Consider the following 18376-nt stretch of genomic DNA (forward strand, 5'->3'; position numbering starts at 1 on the left):
TTATATTTGGTATTTGTAGTTAAAATATTTATTTAAAATAAAAACTTAATTAAATTATGAGATCAATTCTCATCATCGAAAAATTAAATGAACATCATTTAAAAATTACATAAATTGGCTTTTAATTGAGTAGTAAATAGACGAAATTTTAAAGTAATTCAATTTTTAAAGCCATAAAATGAATTCAATGCTTAAGCCTTTGTCTATGATTTTTAATGAAAAATCTGGATTCCATGCCACCAATAATGATCAAATTTATGAGCAACTCATGCATTACTGGACAGATCTAGGTTTTGAAATACAAGTTTTTGATATTGCATCAGAAATGAGTGTTCAAGCACTCATTGAAAAAGTTCATCTTCGACATTTAAATCACGATAATCAGGGGGTGATTGTGGTTGCTGGCGGGGATGGAACGTTAAATTCTGTGGCTAATTATTTATTACATCAAACCATCCCTTTGGCAATTTTACCTTTAGGGACGTTCAATTATGTTGCACGGGTTTTGAATATTCCTTTAGATATTCTCGAAGCTGCAAAACTGGTGGTTGAAGGTAAGCCTAAAGCGGTACATGTGGCAAAAATTAATGATGCCATTTATCTAAATAATGCGAGTTTGGGTCTTTATCCATTGTTTATTAAAAAAAGAGAGTTATATAACCAAAAACTAGGGCGTCTACCATTACATGCCTATACTTCTGGCTTAGACGTGTTGATTCGTGATCGTAAAGAATTAAAGTTAGAAATTGAGGTGGATGGTGTAAATTATGCAGTTAAAACCCCTTTATTATTTTTAGGTAATAACCAACTTCAATTAAAAGAAATGAACCTCAATATCGCTAAAACGGCAGAAGAGGGTCGGGTTGCGGGAGTTGTACTTGCTCGCACGGATAAGCTGAGTATTTTTAAAACACTCATCCAACTCGTTCGTGGAAAATTAGATCAGGCAGCAGACGTATATAGTTTTAGTGCGGATCATGTGCGCATACGTTCTCATCAAAAAAAGATGACTGTAGCAATCGATGGAGAAATTATTCAACTGGATTCACCATTAGATATTCATGTTGAAAGAAATGCACTGACCTTAATGGTGCCACAATGATTTTACATTTGTCTGATTTGCATTTTGGGACTGAGCAACAAGATTGCTTAGATGCAATTACTCACTTTGTTGCAGAACATTTGATCGAAGCTGTTGTGGTCAGTGGTGATCTCACTCAAAGGGCAAGATTTTCACAGTTTTATCACTGCAAAAAATTTCTAGAAGAACTTAATGTTCCTTATATTGTGATTCCGGGTAATCACGATATTCCTTTGTTTCATTTATGGCGCAGATTTTTAAGTCCGTTTCATCGATATAAGTTGTTTTTTGGTGAAATGGAACAGACCTTAGAAACTGAGCATTTTTATATTATAGGAATCAATACAATTCACCCTAAGTACCATACCAAAGGTCGTATTACTGAGTTTCAAATTCAGGAAATTGATCAAAAAATGAAATTGGCTCCTCAAGATAAATTAAAAATTCTGCTTACGCATCAACCTTTCTATAGTGGTGATCACGGTATAAATATGTCTAAAGATCGTCCTAAAAATACTGAAAAAGCCCTAAAGACATGGGCAAGCTCAGGGTTGAATGCAATTCTACATGGTCATTTACATGTATCTGCTGTTTATGATCTGAATAAGATTTTCCAACTTAATGCTCAACATCCAATATTGGATATTCATGCAGGTACCGCTACGTCACATCGTTTACATCATGACTTTTCTAATAGTTTTAATCTAATTGATGAAAAACTGAAGGTGCGTGAATATCGCTTTGATTCGAGATTCAAGAAATTTTATTTAGTTGCAAATCGGAATGAAGGCTAAATTATCGAAATGCCTAAAAAAAATACAAAAAATTAAATTTTTTTTCATTTTCCCCTTGAAGCAATTTTTTCCATCCCCACAAAAGTGACATCAAATAATTTTGGTGGTGATCTAAGGAAATTATGATCACGACTATTAATCAAAAGACTTAGTCTGATGGAGTATTTTTATGAGCAACATTCGTCCATTACATGACCGTGTAGTAATTCGTCGTGTTGAAGAAGAAACAAAAACAGCTGGCGGCATTTTATTGCCAGGTTCTGCTGCAGAAAAGCCTGCTCAAGGTGAAATTATTGCAGTTGGTAATGGTCAGATCACTGACAATGGCGTTCGCGCTTTAGATGTAAAAGTAGGTGACAAGGTATTGTTTGGTACTTATGCAGGAACAACTGTGAAAGTAGATGGCGAAGAACTATTAATCATGAAAGAGTCAGATATTTTAGCTGTTTTAGAAGGCTAATTGATTCTTTTTAATACTACTCATTTAATCAATCAGATTTAGTAATTTTAATAATATTCGGAGTCAAATATGTCAGCTAAAGACGTTAAGTTTGGTGATTCAGCTCGCACAAAAATGATCGCAGGTGTGAATATCCTTGCAGATGCGGTTAAAGTTACACTTGGTCCTAAAGGCCGTAACGTTGTTATCGATCGTTCATTCGGTGCGCCACACATCACTAAAGATGGTGTTTCTGTAGCGAAAGAAATCACATTAAAAGACAAGTTTGAAAACATGGGTGCTCAACTTGTTCGTGAAGTTTCTTCTAAAACAAATGACATCGCAGGTGACGGTACTACAACGGCAACTGTTTTGGCTCAAGCAATTTTGAACGAAGGGATCAAGTCAGTAACTGCGGGTATGAACCCAATGGACTTGAAACGCGGTATTGATATTGCAGTTAAAGCTGTTGTTGCAGATATTAAAGCAACGGCTAAACCAGCATCTGATTCGAAAGCGATTGAACAAGTTGGTTCGATTTCTGCGAACTCTGATACGACTGTTGGTTCACTGATCGCTCAAGCGATGGAAAAAGTGGGTAAAGAAGGTGTAATCACTGTTGAAGAAGGTTCAGGCTTTGAAGATTCTCTAGATGTTGTAGAGGGTATGCAGTTTGACCGTGGTTATATTTCTCCATACTTCGCAAACAAACAAGATACATTGACTGCTGAATTGGAAAACCCATTTATCCTTCTTGTTGATAAGAAAGTAAGCAACATCCGTGAGTTGATTACTGTTCTTGAGGCAGTTGCGAAAACAGGTAAACCACTTCTAATCATCGCTGAAGATGTTGAAGGTGAAGCACTTGCAACGCTTGTTGTAAACAACATGCGTGGCATCATCAAAGTATGTGCTGTTAAAGCACCAGGCTTCGGTGATCGTCGTAAAGCAATGCTTCAAGATATCGCGATCTTAACTGGTGGTACTGTGATTTCTGAAGAAATCGGTATGCAGTTAGATCAAACAACACTTGAACATTTAGGTACTGCACACAAAGTAACTGTATCTAAAGAAAACACAGTGATTGTTGATGGTGCAGGCGATGCGAATCAAATTGCTGAGCGTGTTCAACAAATTCGTGCGCAAATTGAGGAATCAACTTCAGAATACGACAAAGAAAAACTTCAAGAGCGTGTTGCTAAATTAGCAGGCGGTGTAGCAGTGATCAAAATCGGTGCTGCAACTGAAGTTGAAATGAAAGAGAAGAAAGATCGTGTAGACGATGCTCTTCATGCAACTCGTGCTGCTGTTGAAGAAGGTGTTGTTGCGGGTGGTGGTGTTGCATTAGTACGTGCAGCTAAAGCACTTGACGGTGTAACGGGTATTAACGATGATCAAAACGTAGGTATCAACATCCTTCGTCGTGCGATTGAAGCGCCACTTCGTCAAATCGTATCTAACGCAGGTGATGAACCATCTGTAGTGATTAATGCAGTTAAAAATGGCGAAGGCAACTTCGGTTATAACGCTGCGACTGGTGAATACGGCGATATGCTAGAGATGGGTATCCTTGATCCAGCGAAAGTTACTCGTTCTGCACTTGAGCATGCTGCGTCTGTTGCGGGCTTAATGTTAACAACTGAGTGCATGATTACAGAGATCCCAGAAGATAAACCAGCTATGCCTGACATGGGCGGTATGGGTGGTATGGGCGGTATGATGTAATTCATCCCACAGCCTAAAAAATCCCCGCTTTAAGCGGGGATTTTTTTGTCATCTGTCTGATAAATATTTGAATACTATTGTAAATATTGAATAAAAGCCTAGTAGAGCGCTAATCTAATGGAACATTAACACCATGATTGGGGGTGATGATGTTAACTGTTCAAGAAAATCAAATCATAGAAGAAATTTATGAGGCTGCCTTAAAGCCACATCACTGGGAAAATGTTTTAAAACAGGTCGTGGAATTTACACAGAGTTCAACGGCGATCTTTACTTACTTTGATCAGCTTCGGCCCGAACAAAATTTTATTTACACCATTAATATCCCGATTGATGGAATTCAAAATTATCAAACGTATAACTTAGATGTCGTAGACATGCGTATTCACGGTCAGTTAATGAATACCTATGGATTAGAGCATGCCTATCAAATTGATTGTCGATCATATGCTGAAACAGATAATGAGGATTTGAAGAACTTTTATGAATATTGTTTAGTTCCTTCAAACATCTGTTATCTCAGTGGGGTATTGTTAGAGTATGGAAAATATAAATGGGGCGTACTTGCGGTACATCGACCATCAGATGAAGCTGCTTATGATACTGCTGAATTACAAAGTTTAGAAAGACTCGCAAAACACTTTAGAAGAGCGATTCAAATTCATCGACAAATTAAGCTTCTTCAAAATGATAGAAGTAATTACACCGAAATTTTAGATAAGTTGAATGTGGGTGTGCTCGTCGTTCAATCTAATCTAGAAGTGAGATTTGTGAATCAGTATGCAAAGGATTGTTTGAATGATACGAGTATGATTGAAATAGATTTGCATAACAGATTAAAAATAATCGAGCCTTATAATGCTCAATTAAAAAAATTGGTGCAGAGCACATTCAAAAAGAATGAGCGTTATTCATTAGAGAGGCATGATCAAGAAGAAGTTGGGGGTGCAATGCAGTTATATAGCGATCGACATCAATCTGCTTACTTAATCACAGTCTCACCACTTAAGGTGCTGTCAGATTCAATGATCTTAGACAATAATCAAGTTGCATTATTCTTATCAAAAATGCAGGATCGAAAACGCTTGTCTAAAATATTACTGAAGTCAACATTCCAACTGACAGCTCGAGAAATTGAAATTTGTCAGCATTTTATGGACGATCAGCATCTTGAAAATATTGCTTTGAAATGTGGGATTACGCTGAGTTCACTGCGGACATATCTGAAAACGATTTATCAGAAGTTAGGATGCTCCTCACAAGCTGAAATGATGCGGATTTTGATCGAATTTATTGATGCTTTTCAGCATATTGAATAATCCCCCTTTAACGAAGATGTTGAAGGGGGATAAAATTAATTCATTCTGGTCAGTGTAAATGTGCCTTCATCTGCTACGGTAAAGCTTAAACTTTGAGTAGAAATTTGTAATGGTAAGCCTAAATGCGCGTCTGTATTGGATAATCCAGCACAACCATTTGTATCAATGCTGAGGGGCGTGGTAACAAAGAGCTTGTTGTCGCGTAATTGATAACGACCATACTCAATACCAGGGCCACCACAAGGTCCGTCATATGGATCTGGTTGATCATCGCCAACAGCATCAACCATAATAAAAGTGTTATTAGAATTAAATACGAAAATTTGTTTACCACTTGAGGACTGCCATGCGCCTACAATTCCACTATTATTTCGAGGAACTCGCGTAAACTCTGCACTTTCATCAGGATTTTCAGCTTCAGAAATCTTAAGTATAGAACCATCAAAAGATAGTTTCATTGAACGCGATTCCCCATGATCGAGAAGTCCCCAATCTTCATTGGTATCAATCACAGGCGTAGTAATATTTATTGAAGAAGCGTATAAACTTCCACTTAGGGCATCTAGATTTATTTTGGCGTATTCCATGCCATTTGAAGAACTATTAGGCTCGTTCGGGATTGGTTCACCGAGCATATATTCGCCATTCTCTCCAATAAATAACACAATTTCAGACTCATCATTTTTTGCATACCATACGCCTTGAATATCTTTGAGCAGTGAGCTGCTAAAATGTTCTTTAGCTTGCTCTTCACTGACTACTATATTGGAGGCAATTTCAGGAATATTGATAATTTGACCTTGAAGTCGCTCTCTAAAATCACTTGTCGCATTGCTGAAATCAATCGATGTTGGCGAGAAATTTGAAACATCATCTGGGATTTGTATGGTCTCTTTATCCTCATCGATATCCAATGATTGTAAAAAAATCAGTAGATTGATAATTCTCTTGTTACGTTCATCTGCATTTAAATCTTCATTCACGAGTTCATTTGGTGTCACACGAGCTAAACCTTGTACGGTACCAATTTCGATATCACCAATTTTAAATGTAATGACATCTCCATCTCGATATTCAAACTCCCCATTTGCATTGGTCTTCTTCGCATTGTCATTATTGCCATTCACGATATATGTCGCACCTGCTACTGGGCTGTCAGTCAGTATTCCTATTTTAATCTGATCATCATTTTTTGCGGATTTATCCGAACCACCACAAGCTGCTAAACAGGTACTGAGCGCCAGTGTTATAAGAGCTTTTTTCATCATTTCCCCCAAATCATTCGTATTTTTGTACCTCGAATATAGTTTTAAAAAATTGAATATGACTATCCTCAAATTGGGAGGGGGTGATGGCATTAATGCTGCGTAATTTTAGAAATTTTTTACTTTTGAGAAATTGCGCATATTTTTTTTTGAAAGATCAGATAAGCGGTTCATAGGTGAGGGCTTCATATTTTCTTCTTAATTCGATCAATGTTGATCGTTTCTGTTATTAGTTCTTGTTTTTTTATTCATAGTCACTGAATATCAATTAAATTTTTATATATTTTAATGAAAACACTTTCTAGAATTCTTTTGACGGCTTAACGACTATGTTATCTAAGTTCTTTATTGAACGACCTATTTTTGCTGGCGTACTTGCGATTATTGTCATGGCAATTGGTATATTTGCGGTGATGAGCTTACCGGTAGAACGCTATCCTGATATTGCTCCGCCAAGAATTACTGTATCAGCAACTTACACAGGAGCTGATGCCGAAACAGTTGAGGAAAGTGTCACACAGGTCATAGAACAACAAATTAAAGGAATTGATAACTTACTTTATTTTAGCTCTACCAGTAATGCATCTGGGAATAGTCGAATTAGTTTAAGTTTTGAAAACGGAACTGATCCAGACACAGCACAAGTCCAAGTTCAAAATAGCATTAATGGGGTGATCAATCGTTTGCCTGAAGACGTGCAGCGTCAAGGGGTCAATGTCTATAAATCCTTAGGTGACACCTTTATGGTGGTGGGGTTATATGACACTACGAACCAAAGTAATAATATTGCGTTGTCAGATTATTTGGCTGATCACATTGAACCAGAAATTGCGCGTGTAGAAGGTGTTGGTGAGGTTGATGTCTTTGGTTCTCAATATGCCATGCGTATTTGGCTAGATCCGAACTTATTGAAACAATATCAGTTGATGCCTAGTGATATTCGTGCCGCAATTGAAGCACAAAATACACAAGTTGCTGCAGGTGGAATCGGAGATTTACCGACAGTAGCAGACCAGTATCTTAATGCAAAAGTTACCGCTGGATCACGACTAAGAACAGTCGATGAATTTAAAAATATCATTGTCAAAGCGACCCCTGATGGAAGTTTTATTTATTTAAAAGATGTAGCACGCATTGAGTTAGGTGCTGAAAATTATCAAGCTTTTAATACCATTAATGGATCACCTTCAGCAGGCTTGGCTGTTTCAATGTCATCTGGTGCAAATGCTCTTGCAACCTCAGCTAAAATTAAAGAAGTCCTTGAGGACATTAAGAAAAAACTTCCTGAAGGCTATCAAATTGTCTACCCACGAGATAACACGCCGTTTGTTCAAGAGTCCATTAAAGAAGTTGTAAAGACCTTAGTTGAAGCCATTATCTTGGTCGTGTTGGTCATGTTTATCTTTTTACAAAGCTGGCGCGCAACACTTATTCCAACGGTCACGGTTCCAATTGTTATTTTGGGCACTTTCGCCGTCTTATTTGCGCTCGGAATGACCATCAATACATTGACACTTTTTGCATTAGTTCTTGCGATTGGATTACTTGTAGATGATGCAATTGTGGTGGTCGAAAATGTCGAACGTTTGATGCATGAAAAGGGGCTATCTGCAAAGCAAGCGTCTATCTTATCTATGCAAGAGATGACGGGGGCTTTAATTGGAATTACAGTGGTGCTAACTGCAGTATTTATTCCGATGGCTTTTTTTACAGGATCGACAGGAGTTATATACCGTCAGTTTTCAATTACCTTGATTGCAGCCATGTCACTGTCATTGTTGGTCGCGTTAATTCTCACACCAGCATTGTGTGCGATTATTCTTAAACCTAAACAACAAGAAGCAAAATGGGCGACATGGTTTAATACAAAAATGGAATCATTACGATTGCATTATCTAAAGTGGGTTGAAAAAAGCCTGTCACTAAAATGGATCGTTTTAACCAGTTTTTCTGGGTTAATTGTGATTTTTGCTTTGTTTTATAAGTCGCTTCCAACCAGCTTTATTCCAAGTGAAGATCAAGGTTTTATCAGTGTCCAATTCAGTTTACCTGAAGGCGCACCTATGACAGAAAGTCAGCTTGTTGGTGAAAGTATTCGAGAGTATTTTCTTGAACAAGAAAAACAGAATGTTAGGTTGGTTCAAATTCGTTATGGACGAAATTTTTCAGGAACGGGTCAAAATTTAGGAACAGGATTTGTAGCATTACATCATTGGGATGATCGTCCAGGTGAGGCAAACGCTGCACAATCCATTCGTGAACGAGCGATGGAGTTCTTTAGAAAAGACAGTCGCGCTCGGATTATGGTGAGTTTGCCAGGTTCTGTAAGTGGTCTTGGCGATACAAACGGCATCGAGTTTTGGCTGCAAGATTTAAATGGACAAGGACGACAGTATTTAGAAGATCAATTTCAAGCGCTAGAACGACAGGCAATCAACTTCACGACTTTTGAAAATTTGGGCAAACGCTCTAATCCAGATAAAGCCAAATTGAAAGTGAATATCAATCAAAAATTAGTGATGGCGAATGGTCTTTCACAATCTGCGATTAATAGCACTTTGGCTGCAGCTTGGGGTGGTTCTTATGTGAACGACTTTATTGATCGCGGACGTATTAAACGCGTCATGATGCAGGGGGATGCCGAGTATCGTTCAAAGCCTGAAGATCTCAATTTGTGGTCTGTACGAAATAATCAAAATCAAATGATTTCATTTGGTAATTTTGCCACTGTGGATTGGGATGGAGGCCCTGATGTGGTGACTCGTTTCCAAGGTTATTCCGCGCTACAAATGGAAGCAGACACTGCAAAAAATGTGAGCAGTGGTGCTGCAATGCGTGATATCAAGTCTATGGTTGATCAATTGGACGGGGTTGGGCTAGCGTGGAGTGGATTATCGTTTCAAGAGCAACAATCGAGTACACAAGCCATTTGGCTTTATCTCATCTCTGTTGGCTTTATCTTTCTATGTTTAGCTGCCTTATATGAAAGTTGGTCGATACCTTCTGTTGTGATTGCTGCTATTCCATTGGGTATTGGCGGTAATATTATTTTTAGTTGGTTGGTCGGATTTCCAAACGATATTTACTTCCAAATTGCGTTACTTACGACGATTGGGTTGTCATGTAAAAATGCCATCTTAATTGTTGAATTTGCGGCAATGGCTCAGGAGCGTGGAGCTAACGCGATTGCTGCTGCTTTACAAGGTGCAAGTTTGCGCTTACGTCCAATTTTAATGACCTCGCTTGCTTTTGGTGCAGGGGTTATACCTTTGGTATTTGCTTCAGGTGCGGGTGCTGCCAGTCGTCAAGAAATTGGTGTCAGTGTCCTTGGTGGGGTAATTTTCGGCACAATTTTAGTTCTAGCCTTTATTCCCTTTATGTTTGTTATCGTTCGGAATATTTTTAAATATAAATCAAAATCAGCATCTGAAACTTAATGTGGTATCCGCAGTATAAAGAGTATGGTACTGCGGTTGATTTAATCCATTTTTAAATATCAGTTTTTGACAAGATCAATACGCACTAACATTTTCAATTAGTGTTAGCATGCCTTGCGTAATTCTAAACGATAATAAATGAAGCGATTATGGATCAAATTAAACAAGATCATAAAATTGAAGCATTACAACAAGCATTGATCAATTCTGATGTCGCTCAGATTGATCATATTGCGGATACGATTAATCCTGCAGATTTGGCTTTGTTTTTACAGCAATTAGAAATTGATCAACAAATACAACTTATCCACCATTTAGAAAACGCAGCATATGTATTTGAATTTCTGCCACTCAATCATCAAGTACAGTTGGTTAAAAAAATGGACGGTAAAAGTACAGTCCAGTTAATTGGTTCAATGCATTCAGATGCTCGAACTGATTTGTACAAAGCTTTACCGGATCAAATAAAAACATTTGTTTTTGCGAATTTAGATAGAGAAACAAAGCAGCAAGTTCAATCTTTGGCACTGTATGCTGAGGAAACGGCTGGTGCGATCATGACATCTGATTATGTCACTTTGCCATCAGACATCTCAATGCAACAAGCTTTAGAGATTTTGCGTCATTCCGCCAAAGATACTGAAACCTTATATCTGATCTATATTACCAATCAATTTCAGAAACTTGAGGGTGTAATTTCTCTTCGAGAAATTGTGCAAGCACCTTTGGATAAAACAGTCCAAGAAGTCATGACCACTGAGGTCATTTACGGACGGGTAGATGAGGATCAGGAATCAGTGGCAAAAAAATTAAGCCACTATGATTTTATCGCCTTACCCATTTTAGATCATGATGATCATCTACTCGGTATCGTCACTTATGATGATGCTATGGATGTATTCCAAGAAGAATTTACCGAGGACTTTTTGAAAAGTGGGGCGGTAGAGCTTAAAGAAAATATCAGTATTCGTTCAGCACCAATATTATTTTTATTTAGACAACGTGTTTTTTGGCTAGTGTTTCTGGTCTTTGGCAGCCTACTTTCGAGTATTGGGATCGCCCATTATGAAGACATCATCGCTGCGCATATTGTTTTGGTTTTCTTTTTACCGCTATTGGTTGGGAGTGGTGGTAACGCAGGCTCCCAATCTGCAACCTTGATGGTTCGAGCAATCGCAACTGGCGATGTAAAAGCCAAGGATTGGTTTGTGTTGCTTGGTCGTGAAGCGATGGTTGCTCTATGTCTGGGTGCAACGATGGCTGCAGCTGTTTCAATTCTTGGCTATATCCGTGGAGATATGATGGTCGCTTTAGTGCTTGCGATCAGTATGATGGGTATTGTCATGATGGGCTGTCTGATCGGGATGAGTTTACCATTTGTACTCAATAAACTAGGACTCGATCCCGCAAGCGCATCTGCACCCTTGGTCACTTCAATATGTGATGCAACTGGTGTATTGGTCTATTTATTTATTGCTTCACAACTCTTATTCTAAGGCTATGACTGATGGAGAATCTTTGCAGGATGTTGCTTAAATGACAAATAAAAATAAATTAACCCAAGCTGAAGTCATCAAAATGGAACGCGATCTTGCCAAGTTCGCAAACATGATGGATTCCGTCGTAAGAATTCCATTCACTAAACAAGGGGTAGGGGCTGATGCAGCATTGAGTACGATTCCTGTGGCGGGTGACGTAGCTGGATTTGTACTTACGTGTTATGCAGTATTACAAGCTCGAAAAATCGGTGTGCCCCAATCTAAATTGAATGGCGTGCTTAAACTTGCTGTGATGGATGGTGTAGTAGGTTTAATCCCTGTTGCAGGTACACTCTTTGATGTGTTTATTCGACCGAGTCGCAAGGCTTTAGATGTGGTTCATGATCATATTCGTGAAGAGTATCAGATTCATTCAGACCATCATGTGGTACACCCATTTTTACATGAAAACTTAGAGCGTAAACAGCAGAACTCTGCCTTCTGGCGAAATCCTGTCGTGGCATGGATTTGGATTCATATTCCTGATTTACTGGGTCTTCTGTTTTTAATTATTTTTGGTGTTGCCTTATGGTTTGGTGTCACGTTCTTATGGCAATGGTTTCAATCTATTTAAAGTCTTATAGATTGAGTCCATTAAAAAAGCCTCCCTATGGAGGCTTTTTTTAGAAGCAGATTAAGGACAATCAAGTTGTTGTAATGCTGCTACACGTTGCTCAATTGTTGGGTGTGTTTGGAAGAGTGCAGCAAGGCTGAATCCTTCTTCACGACCTGATGAAATTGAGAACGCTTTCATTTCTTTAGGCATTTGATCTGGCATTTCAGTTTCTGCTTGCAAGCGAAGTAATGCACTGATCATGGCTTGTTTACCTGCTAAACGCGCGCCAGCCTCATCAGCACGATATTCACGATAGCGAGAGAACCACATGACAATTGCCGAAGCAAGAATACCGAATACGATATCTAACACGATTGTAATGAGGAAATAGCTCCAGCCCGGTGCTTCACCTTCTTCACGACCAAATACGTTGCGATCTACAAAGTCGCCGACGATACGCGCGAAGAACATCACAAACGCGTTGACTACACCTTGGACTAAAGCAAGGGTGACCATGTCACCATTTGCAACGTGACCAATTTCATGCGCCAACACTGCACGTAATTCATCTTTATTCATGCGTTCCAATAAGCCTGTTGAAACAGCGACTAAAGCATCGTTTTTGTTCCAACCAGTTGCGAAAGCATTTGATTGATAAGATGGGAAAATACCAACTTCTGGCATTTTAATACCAGCACGTTGAGAAAGTTGTGCCACTTCATTGAGTAACCATGCTTCCGCTTGGTTGCGTGGAGCATTGGGATCAATTAACTCTGTACCTGTGGTTTTCTTTGCAATCCACTTTGACATGAATAGGGAGATTAAAGAACCCACCATACCAAAGACAAAACAGATCACAAGTAAATTGCCAAGATTCAAGCCACCCGCGCCATGGTAACTACCGACACCGAAGAGTGACAAGATTATGCCAGCTACCACCAGTACCGCGAGGTTGGTCAGCAAAAACAAACCAATCCGCATCATCGAGAAAATCCTCTTATAAATAAAATTTAATAAGCTTTTTGAATTAAAAAACCTATGTCAAATATGCTTTCGAATAGGGAAAATTTCAAGAAAAAAATAAAAAATATAACGAAAAAAATTGAGATTAATTCGAAATATAGATCTTCGCTGATGCTGTGGCATTATTTGTAGAATATGAACCAGCTGGTGCGTCAGTAAAACTGCCATCAGCGGCCACAATAATTTGGCGAGGAGGTGACTTTGGTTTAGATGGTGCAGTCACTTGAGCTGATAAATTCTGATTGTTATAGCTCGGTGAACTTAACTTAGAAGATACCGATGCTGAATAACTATTGATTGGATTTGAGCCTACACCATTGGCGTATAAATTATTGTAACGACTGAGTACACGTCTGACATAGTCTTGAGTTTCACGAAAGGGCGGTATTCCACCATATTTAGCAACATTTCCTTCGCCAGCATTATAACCCGCTAATGCCAATTGCGTATTGCCATTAAAGCGTTTCAATAGCCAAGCCAAATATTTTGCACCAGCGAAAATATTTTGTTCAGGATCATATGCATTATTGACATTAAATCGTTGTGCAGTCGCAGGCATCAATTGCATAAGACCCTGAGCACCAACAGGGGAGCGTGCATGTATATTAAAACCAGACTCTGTGTGCATCACCGCTTTAATGAGTCCTTCAGAAATGCCGTGTCGTTGAGCTGCTTGGCGAATATAGCCATCAAAGGCATTTCGATTTTTACTATGGCTTGGGAGAACAGATGCTTCGTTGCTTCCCCAATTGCTGTAACTATGAATATTGCTATCTGGATAGTAGGTTTTCTTTTCAACTTTAAGATGGTTGTATTTGTTTTTGCGGTTGGTCAGTACGGTAGTGCCGTTTGAATCTTTCAGCTGATAGATTGTTTGACCTGCAGAAGCCTGTGGCGAGAATATTAGAAAATTCACACACCCAAATAACGCTATGACTTTTATTTTATTTGTAGTTTTCATCATTCGAACACTATTTTTGTCCCTAAATGATATGTGGGTGATTTTCTGCAATGGAGATGTCTCTCGACTATGTAATGTTTTTTAACAATTCGTTGTAAAAAAATCAAGTCTTAATTGTTGGCTTAATATCCAAAAAAATTATTTATTTTTATTTATAAACAACTGCTTGACACATATAAGTTATTGAATTTTAAGGATATAGAATAGTGGTTAAAAAATGATCAATCTAAGGGGAAGCACCATCTTATCTTGCCAAAACTTTGTCAACCCCTAAAAAGTCCACAATTTTATCCACAGGTTTTGTGGAAAACTGTGGAAAAGTCCAAAAGATAAGCAATTCGACTAAAAAATGAACCCAAGCGTCCATTTTAGATGTGTGAATAAGACAGTGTTATGAAAAAATAAAAATTAGATGTAAAAAACAGATTCTTTAGATGCGATTAAGCACTGAATCGGCTAAAATTGCGCAGTATTTTTTTTATGGTTAATGTCGTCTATGTACTCGCCAGTTGAATCCAACCAAGGATTTAATTTTAAGCCAGAGCCACCTACAAGTTCTGCATATTATCGTTTATTAAAAAAACTTCGTCGTCAAGTAGGTCATGCAATCCGTGACTACAAAATGATTGAGGATGGCGATAAGGTCATGGTATGTATTTCAGGTGGTAAAGATAGCTATACCATGCTGGACATTCTCCTGCAGTTTAAACGCATAGCACCAATCAATTTTGATGTTGTGGCTGTGAATCTTGATCAGAAACAACCAGGGTTCCCTGAGGATGTATTACCCCGTTATTTAGAAGAAAATAATATTCCGTACTACATCTTAGAAAAAGATACATATAGCATTACCAAAAAGCTTACACCTGAAGGTAAAACCTATTGTGCAGTGTGCTCACGCTTGCGCCGTGGTTCTTTATATGGTTTTGCTCAAGAAATTGGCGCGACCAAAGTTGCTTTAGGTCATCATCGTGATGATATTATGGCAACGTTCTTCTTGAACCTATTCCATGGCGGTAGTTTAAAGGCGATGCCACCAAAACTACTTTCATCGGATAAAAAGAATATTCTGATTCGTCCTTTGGCGTATGTTGAAGAGAAAGACATCATCAAATACGCTGAAATGCGCAAATTCCCAATTATTCCATGTAACTTGTGTGGTTCGCAGGAAAACTTACAGCGCGCAATCATCAATGATATGTTGCGTGAATGGGATAAAGCTCATCCAAAACGTTTACACAGCATTTTTGGCGCGTTACAGAATGTCTCGCCATCGCAATTGGCTGACCGAGATCTTTTCGATTTTGAAGCCTTAGATGGACAACGTGAAGTTGATTTTGATGTAACTTGTTCAACAGCCGAAGGGGATACACCAAATAAGCGTATTAGCATGGTCAATCTCGGTTTTGCTGCTGAGTAATTCGTCTTAATAAAAAAAGCACTTTTCGAAGTGCTTTTTTTATTTCTTAGATTTTTACATTTTAATGAAGGTGTTGAGTCGATTTACAAAATGATGTTTTTTGTCACTTTAGGTCGTAGTACCGATACAAAAAATCATTGACAAACTTGTGAAAAAATAAAGATTTGATGATATTTAGGTGATTAGTTTTATTTACAAAAAAAATCGAACGCAGAGTACAAAAAAACGTATCGCATTTGGAAAATATCATGCTATAACTCTCTCAAGCGTAAAGCTTCTACATGTTGTTATCTTGGATAGGTAACGCAATAAATTGAATAAATACATCGAGGAAAGAACATGCCTGCATTTTTAACTGATGATTGGTTTGCAAACGTTGAGAAACTTACAGCTGAAGCTGGTGATTTGAACTTACCACCATCATTAGCAAATCTAGCATTGAATCTTGTAGTAACAGGTAGCGAAGGAACGACTGAATTAGCGCTTGATAGCGGTAAGATCCAAAAAGGCGCTTCTGCGAATGCTAAAACAACTTTAAACTTAGATGCGGATACTTTACGCAAAGTATTCTTAGAGTTTGACATGGCTGCTGCTATGCAAGCATTTATGACTGGTAAAATCAAAGTTCAAGGCGATATGTCTCAATTGATGGCTTTACAAACAGCGAAGCCAAGCCAAGAACAAAAAGATTTGTTCAAAAAAGTTTTAGAGCAAACTACTTAAGACTTTTTAAACAAAAAAAAGCTTACCTTTAGGTAAGCTTTTTTTGTTAAATACTCACCAAACTTGGTGTCGTTTTAATATGTTCTAAATAAGCACGAATACGAGTGACGTATTGGATCGCTTGCTTATAACGCGTATTGTGCGATTGATTACGGTAAAGAAAATCATATACCTGTATCCAATCATTCGGATTTTTTCCTTGGGCTTTTAGGCGCTTCATAATCGCATCTGTGGCACCTGGCCCCATATTGTAAGCCACGAGGGCATACCAATAACGATCATGTTTAGGAATATAATCATATTTTGACATCATCAGATCAAAATACTTCGCACCACCTGCAATACTTTGAGCAGGATCAACACGATTCGACACACCCATTGCTTTTGCTGTGTTGTTGGTGAGCATCATGATGCCACGCACACCTGTAGGAGACACAGAATTCGGTTTTAAGAACGACTCTTGATAGCCTATCGCAGCGAGGAAGTGCCAATCTAAGTCGTATGTTTGGGCTGACTTTTTAAAGCTAGCTTTATAAATTGGCATACGTGTTTTCAGATTGCGCTGAATAGTATCCCAATCATCTTGTTTAACCACGTTGCGGTTGTAGAAAGATGCCATTTGACGGATAGCACCATTTTGCTTGCTTTGACAAACAAAACCGCTGGCAGTATCTGTTAAAGGATCAGCAGCATTTTTAAAAACCCAATTGATTTCTGGATTAAGCCCATTTTTGCGTAAGCTTTCAAGGTCACCACATGATGCGGAAAAACCTGAAAGATTCTTTTGCTCAATGGTCATGATCGATGCTGTGGTCACCGCGAAATGAGCTTTACCTTGCTGCACCATTTTCAAAGCGGCTTCATTACTTTGAACCGTTTTAAAATCGAGTTTTACATTTAAGTTTTGAGCGTAACTGCTCACCAAGTCATAGCCAAAGCCATGTTTGAAGTTACCGTCTTTAAAAACCACGGTGGGATTTGACACGGCCACCACTGTAAGCTTGTTCGAATTTACAATGGAGTTGTATTGGTTGTCGGTCTTTGTTGCATTTAATGCATGAAATGGGATAAATGCTGTAGCGAGGACCATCGCTTTAAACGAGAGAGAAGAAGTTAGTGAATTAAGGCAAAGCCTCGATCCAGTGTTTGAACTACTGCGCATGTTGTCTCCGCTACAAGTAATTTATGCCCAAAAAAAGCAAAAGCAGTACCGCCTTAAACTTTTATTTAAAGTTGATAAATTCAATTAGGGTGGGCGTCATGAACGTCATTCAAAATGACATGTGTGGGTGGATAAAATATTGAAGAAAAGATCTTCGTACAAAAAGTAATCAAGATAAAACATGGGCGCATATTAATGGTCAATTTTACTCATGTCAAATTTTGTACAAAAAAAAATAAAAAACATGGTTTTAAGATATTGATAAATAAAAAGAAAAAACTTTATAAAATTTTTCCATGTAGAAATGCGGTATAAAATGTTGCAATGTGTCGCTATAACGTAAGCAAAATACTCATTTTATCGCCTATGAAATCGAATTTAATTACCCGAAGTGGGCATGACAAATTGGTCGCAGAACTACAGTATTTATGGCATGAGGAACGACCTGAAATCACCAAAAAAGTGAATTGGGCTGCCAGTTTAGGTGATCGTTCTGAAAACGCAGATTATCAATACAATAAACAAATTTTACGAAAAATAGACCGTCGTGTTCGTTACCTCGGTAAACGACTTGAAGAGTTGCGAATTATCGATTTTTCTCCTGAACAAGAGGGCAAAGTATATTTTGGCGCTTGGGTAGACATCGAGAACGAGGAAGGACAATTAAAGACGATTCGGATTGTCGGTGTAGATGAAATTTATGATCATCATCCTCAACATATTTCAATAGATTCACCTATGGCACGTGCAATGTTAGGTAAGGAAGTAGATGATGAATTTGAAGTACATACCCCCTTGGGGAAAAAAACATGGTTTATTAATTCAATTCGCTATGAAAAGCTCGAAAATTCAGCAAAATAGTGCTTTTTGATTTAAAAATAGGCAGGCGAGCAAAATTTCTTAGAAAATTGTTTGCCAATTTTAAAAAATATT

15 protein-coding genes are annotated in these 18376 nt (G+C 38.2%); 11 read left to right on the top strand and 4 right to left on the bottom strand.

The genetic code is table 11. From position 1 onward, the window contains the following. The first annotated feature begins 178 nt into the window (after positions 1–178). From AC1M83_RS00130 to AC1M83_RS00150, 5 genes are all read left to right on the top strand, one after another. Positions 179–1102 carry a diacylglycerol/lipid kinase family protein gene (locus AC1M83_RS00130; RefSeq protein WP_481589682.1) on the top strand — a complete coding sequence of 308 codons (924 nt, stop codon included), beginning with the start codon at positions 179–181 and terminating at the stop codon, positions 1100–1102. Continuing rightward, positions 1099–1875, top strand: a complete 777-nt coding sequence (locus tag AC1M83_RS00135; protein ID WP_481589683.1) for a metallophosphoesterase family protein — start codon at positions 1099–1101, stop codon at positions 1873–1875. Before AC1M83_RS00130 ends, AC1M83_RS00135 begins: the two co-directional genes overlap by 4 nt. A 169-nt stretch (positions 1876–2044) precedes the next feature. Then, positions 2045–2335 (top strand): co-chaperone GroES, encoded by a 291-nt coding sequence (locus AC1M83_RS00140; protein ID WP_004810787.1) that lies wholly within the window; start codon positions 2045–2047, stop codon positions 2333–2335. Between the two features lie 69 nt (positions 2336–2404). Next, on the top strand, positions 2405–4039 hold the full coding sequence (gene groL / locus AC1M83_RS00145) for a chaperonin GroEL (protein ID WP_035266940.1): 1635 nt from the start codon (positions 2405–2407) through the stop codon (positions 4037–4039). A 149-nt stretch (positions 4040–4188) separates the two neighbouring features. Further along, positions 4189–5358 (top strand): LuxR C-terminal-related transcriptional regulator, encoded by a 1170-nt coding sequence (locus AC1M83_RS00150; protein ID WP_481588543.1) that lies wholly within the window; start codon positions 4189–4191, stop codon positions 5356–5358. A gap of 35 nt (positions 5359–5393) precedes the next feature. On the opposite strand, the gene AC1M83_RS00155 is transcribed toward AC1M83_RS00150, so the two are convergent. Further along, the gene (locus AC1M83_RS00155) at positions 5394–6623 is read right to left on the bottom strand and encodes a hypothetical protein (protein ID WP_481588542.1); all 1230 of its coding nucleotides are present in this window, start codon (positions 6621–6623) and stop codon (positions 5394–5396) included. A 329-nt stretch (positions 6624–6952) separates the two neighbouring features. On the opposite strand from AC1M83_RS00155, the gene AC1M83_RS00160 reads away from it, so the two are divergent. The 3 genes from AC1M83_RS00160 to AC1M83_RS00170 all read left to right on the top strand — a co-directional run bounded on the left by AC1M83_RS00160 (position 6953) and on the right by AC1M83_RS00170 (position 12172). Next, positions 6953–10060 (top strand): multidrug efflux RND transporter permease subunit, encoded by a 3108-nt coding sequence (locus AC1M83_RS00160; protein ID WP_481589684.1) that lies wholly within the window; start codon positions 6953–6955, stop codon positions 10058–10060. 158 nt (positions 10061–10218) lie between these two features. Next, positions 10219–11556 carry a magnesium transporter gene (gene mgtE / locus AC1M83_RS00165; RefSeq protein WP_481590051.1) on the top strand — a complete coding sequence of 446 codons (1338 nt, stop codon included), beginning with the start codon at positions 10219–10221 and terminating at the stop codon, positions 11554–11556. A gap of 40 nt (positions 11557–11596) precedes the next feature. After that, complete coding sequence (locus AC1M83_RS00170) at positions 11597–12172, top strand: DUF4112 domain-containing protein (protein ID WP_035266953.1); 576 nt, start codon at positions 11597–11599, stop codon at positions 12170–12172. A 60-nt stretch (positions 12173–12232) separates the two neighbouring features. On the opposite strand, the gene htpX is transcribed toward AC1M83_RS00170, so the two are convergent. Together htpX and AC1M83_RS00180 are read right to left on the bottom strand one after the other, a co-directional pair. Beyond that, the gene (htpX, locus tag AC1M83_RS00175) at positions 12233–13138 is read right to left on the bottom strand and encodes a protease HtpX (protein ID WP_035266954.1); all 906 of its coding nucleotides are present in this window, start codon (positions 13136–13138) and stop codon (positions 12233–12235) included. Between the two features lie 124 nt (positions 13139–13262). After that, the gene (locus AC1M83_RS00180) at positions 13263–14120 is read right to left on the bottom strand and encodes a lytic transglycosylase domain-containing protein (protein WP_416224308.1); all 858 of its coding nucleotides are present in this window, start codon (positions 14118–14120) and stop codon (positions 13263–13265) included. Positions 14121–14634: 514 nt separating this feature from the next. Here AC1M83_RS00180 and ttcA point away from each other — a divergent pair. Together ttcA and AC1M83_RS00190 are read left to right on the top strand one after the other, a co-directional pair. Beyond that, positions 14635–15558 carry a tRNA 2-thiocytidine(32) synthetase TtcA gene (gene ttcA / locus AC1M83_RS00185; RefSeq protein WP_035266955.1) on the top strand — a complete coding sequence of 308 codons (924 nt, stop codon included), beginning with the start codon at positions 14635–14637 and terminating at the stop codon, positions 15556–15558. 339 nt (positions 15559–15897) lie between these two features. Then, positions 15898–16281 (top strand): SCP2 sterol-binding domain-containing protein, encoded by a 384-nt coding sequence (locus AC1M83_RS00190; RefSeq protein WP_092765941.1) that lies wholly within the window; start codon positions 15898–15900, stop codon positions 16279–16281. A 46-nt stretch (positions 16282–16327) separates the two neighbouring features. On the opposite strand, the gene AC1M83_RS00195 is transcribed toward AC1M83_RS00190, so the two are convergent. Next, positions 16328–17443: a transglycosylase SLT domain-containing protein gene (locus AC1M83_RS00195; RefSeq protein ID WP_035266964.1), complete on the bottom strand. Its 1116-nt coding sequence runs from the start codon at positions 17441–17443 to the stop codon at positions 16328–16330. 366 nt (positions 17444–17809) lie between these two features. Here AC1M83_RS00195 and greB point away from each other — a divergent pair, with 366 nt between their 5' ends. Next, the gene (gene greB, locus AC1M83_RS00200) at positions 17810–18304 is read left to right on the top strand and encodes a transcription elongation factor GreB (RefSeq protein ID WP_481589685.1); all 495 of its coding nucleotides are present in this window, start codon (positions 17810–17812) and stop codon (positions 18302–18304) included. The last annotated feature ends 72 nt before the right edge of the window (positions 18305–18376 follow it).

The sequence above is a fragment of the Acinetobacter sp. 25-47-130 genome (assembly GCF_056779705.1).

What these genes read in the sequence shown, in the direction of transcription:
- AC1M83_RS00130 (WP_481589682.1), top strand. Translation starts at nt 179, where the DNA reads ATGAATTCAATGCTTAAGCCTTTGTCTATGATTTTTAATGAAAAATCT.
- AC1M83_RS00135 (WP_481589683.1), top strand. Translation starts at nt 1,099, where the DNA reads ATGATTTTACATTTGTCTGATTTGCATTTTGGGACTGAGCAACAAGAT.
- AC1M83_RS00140 (WP_004810787.1), top strand. Translation starts at nt 2,045, where the DNA reads ATGAGCAACATTCGTCCATTACATGACCGTGTAGTAATTCGTCGTGTT.
- groL (WP_035266940.1), top strand. Translation starts at nt 2,405, where the DNA reads ATGTCAGCTAAAGACGTTAAGTTTGGTGATTCAGCTCGCACAAAAATG.
- AC1M83_RS00150 (WP_481588543.1), top strand. Translation starts at nt 4,189, where the DNA reads ATGTTAACTGTTCAAGAAAATCAAATCATAGAAGAAATTTATGAGGCT.
- AC1M83_RS00155 (WP_481588542.1), bottom strand. Translation starts at nt 6,623, where the DNA reads ATGAAAAAAGCTCTTATAACACTGGCGCTCAGTACCTGTTTAGCAGCT.
- AC1M83_RS00160 (WP_481589684.1), top strand. Translation starts at nt 6,953, where the DNA reads ATGTTATCTAAGTTCTTTATTGAACGACCTATTTTTGCTGGCGTACTT.
- AC1M83_RS00170 (WP_035266953.1), top strand. Translation starts at nt 11,597, where the DNA reads ATGACAAATAAAAATAAATTAACCCAAGCTGAAGTCATCAAAATGGAA.
- htpX (WP_035266954.1), bottom strand. Translation starts at nt 13,138, where the DNA reads ATGATGCGGATTGGTTTGTTTTTGCTGACCAACCTCGCGGTACTGGTG.
- ttcA (WP_035266955.1), top strand. Translation starts at nt 14,635, where the DNA reads ATGTACTCGCCAGTTGAATCCAACCAAGGATTTAATTTTAAGCCAGAG.
- AC1M83_RS00190 (WP_092765941.1), top strand. Translation starts at nt 15,898, where the DNA reads ATGCCTGCATTTTTAACTGATGATTGGTTTGCAAACGTTGAGAAACTT.
- AC1M83_RS00195 (WP_035266964.1), bottom strand. Translation starts at nt 17,443, where the DNA reads ATGCGCAGTAGTTCAAACACTGGATCGAGGCTTTGCCTTAATTCACTA.
- greB (WP_481589685.1), top strand. Translation starts at nt 17,810, where the DNA reads ATGAAATCGAATTTAATTACCCGAAGTGGGCATGACAAATTGGTCGCA.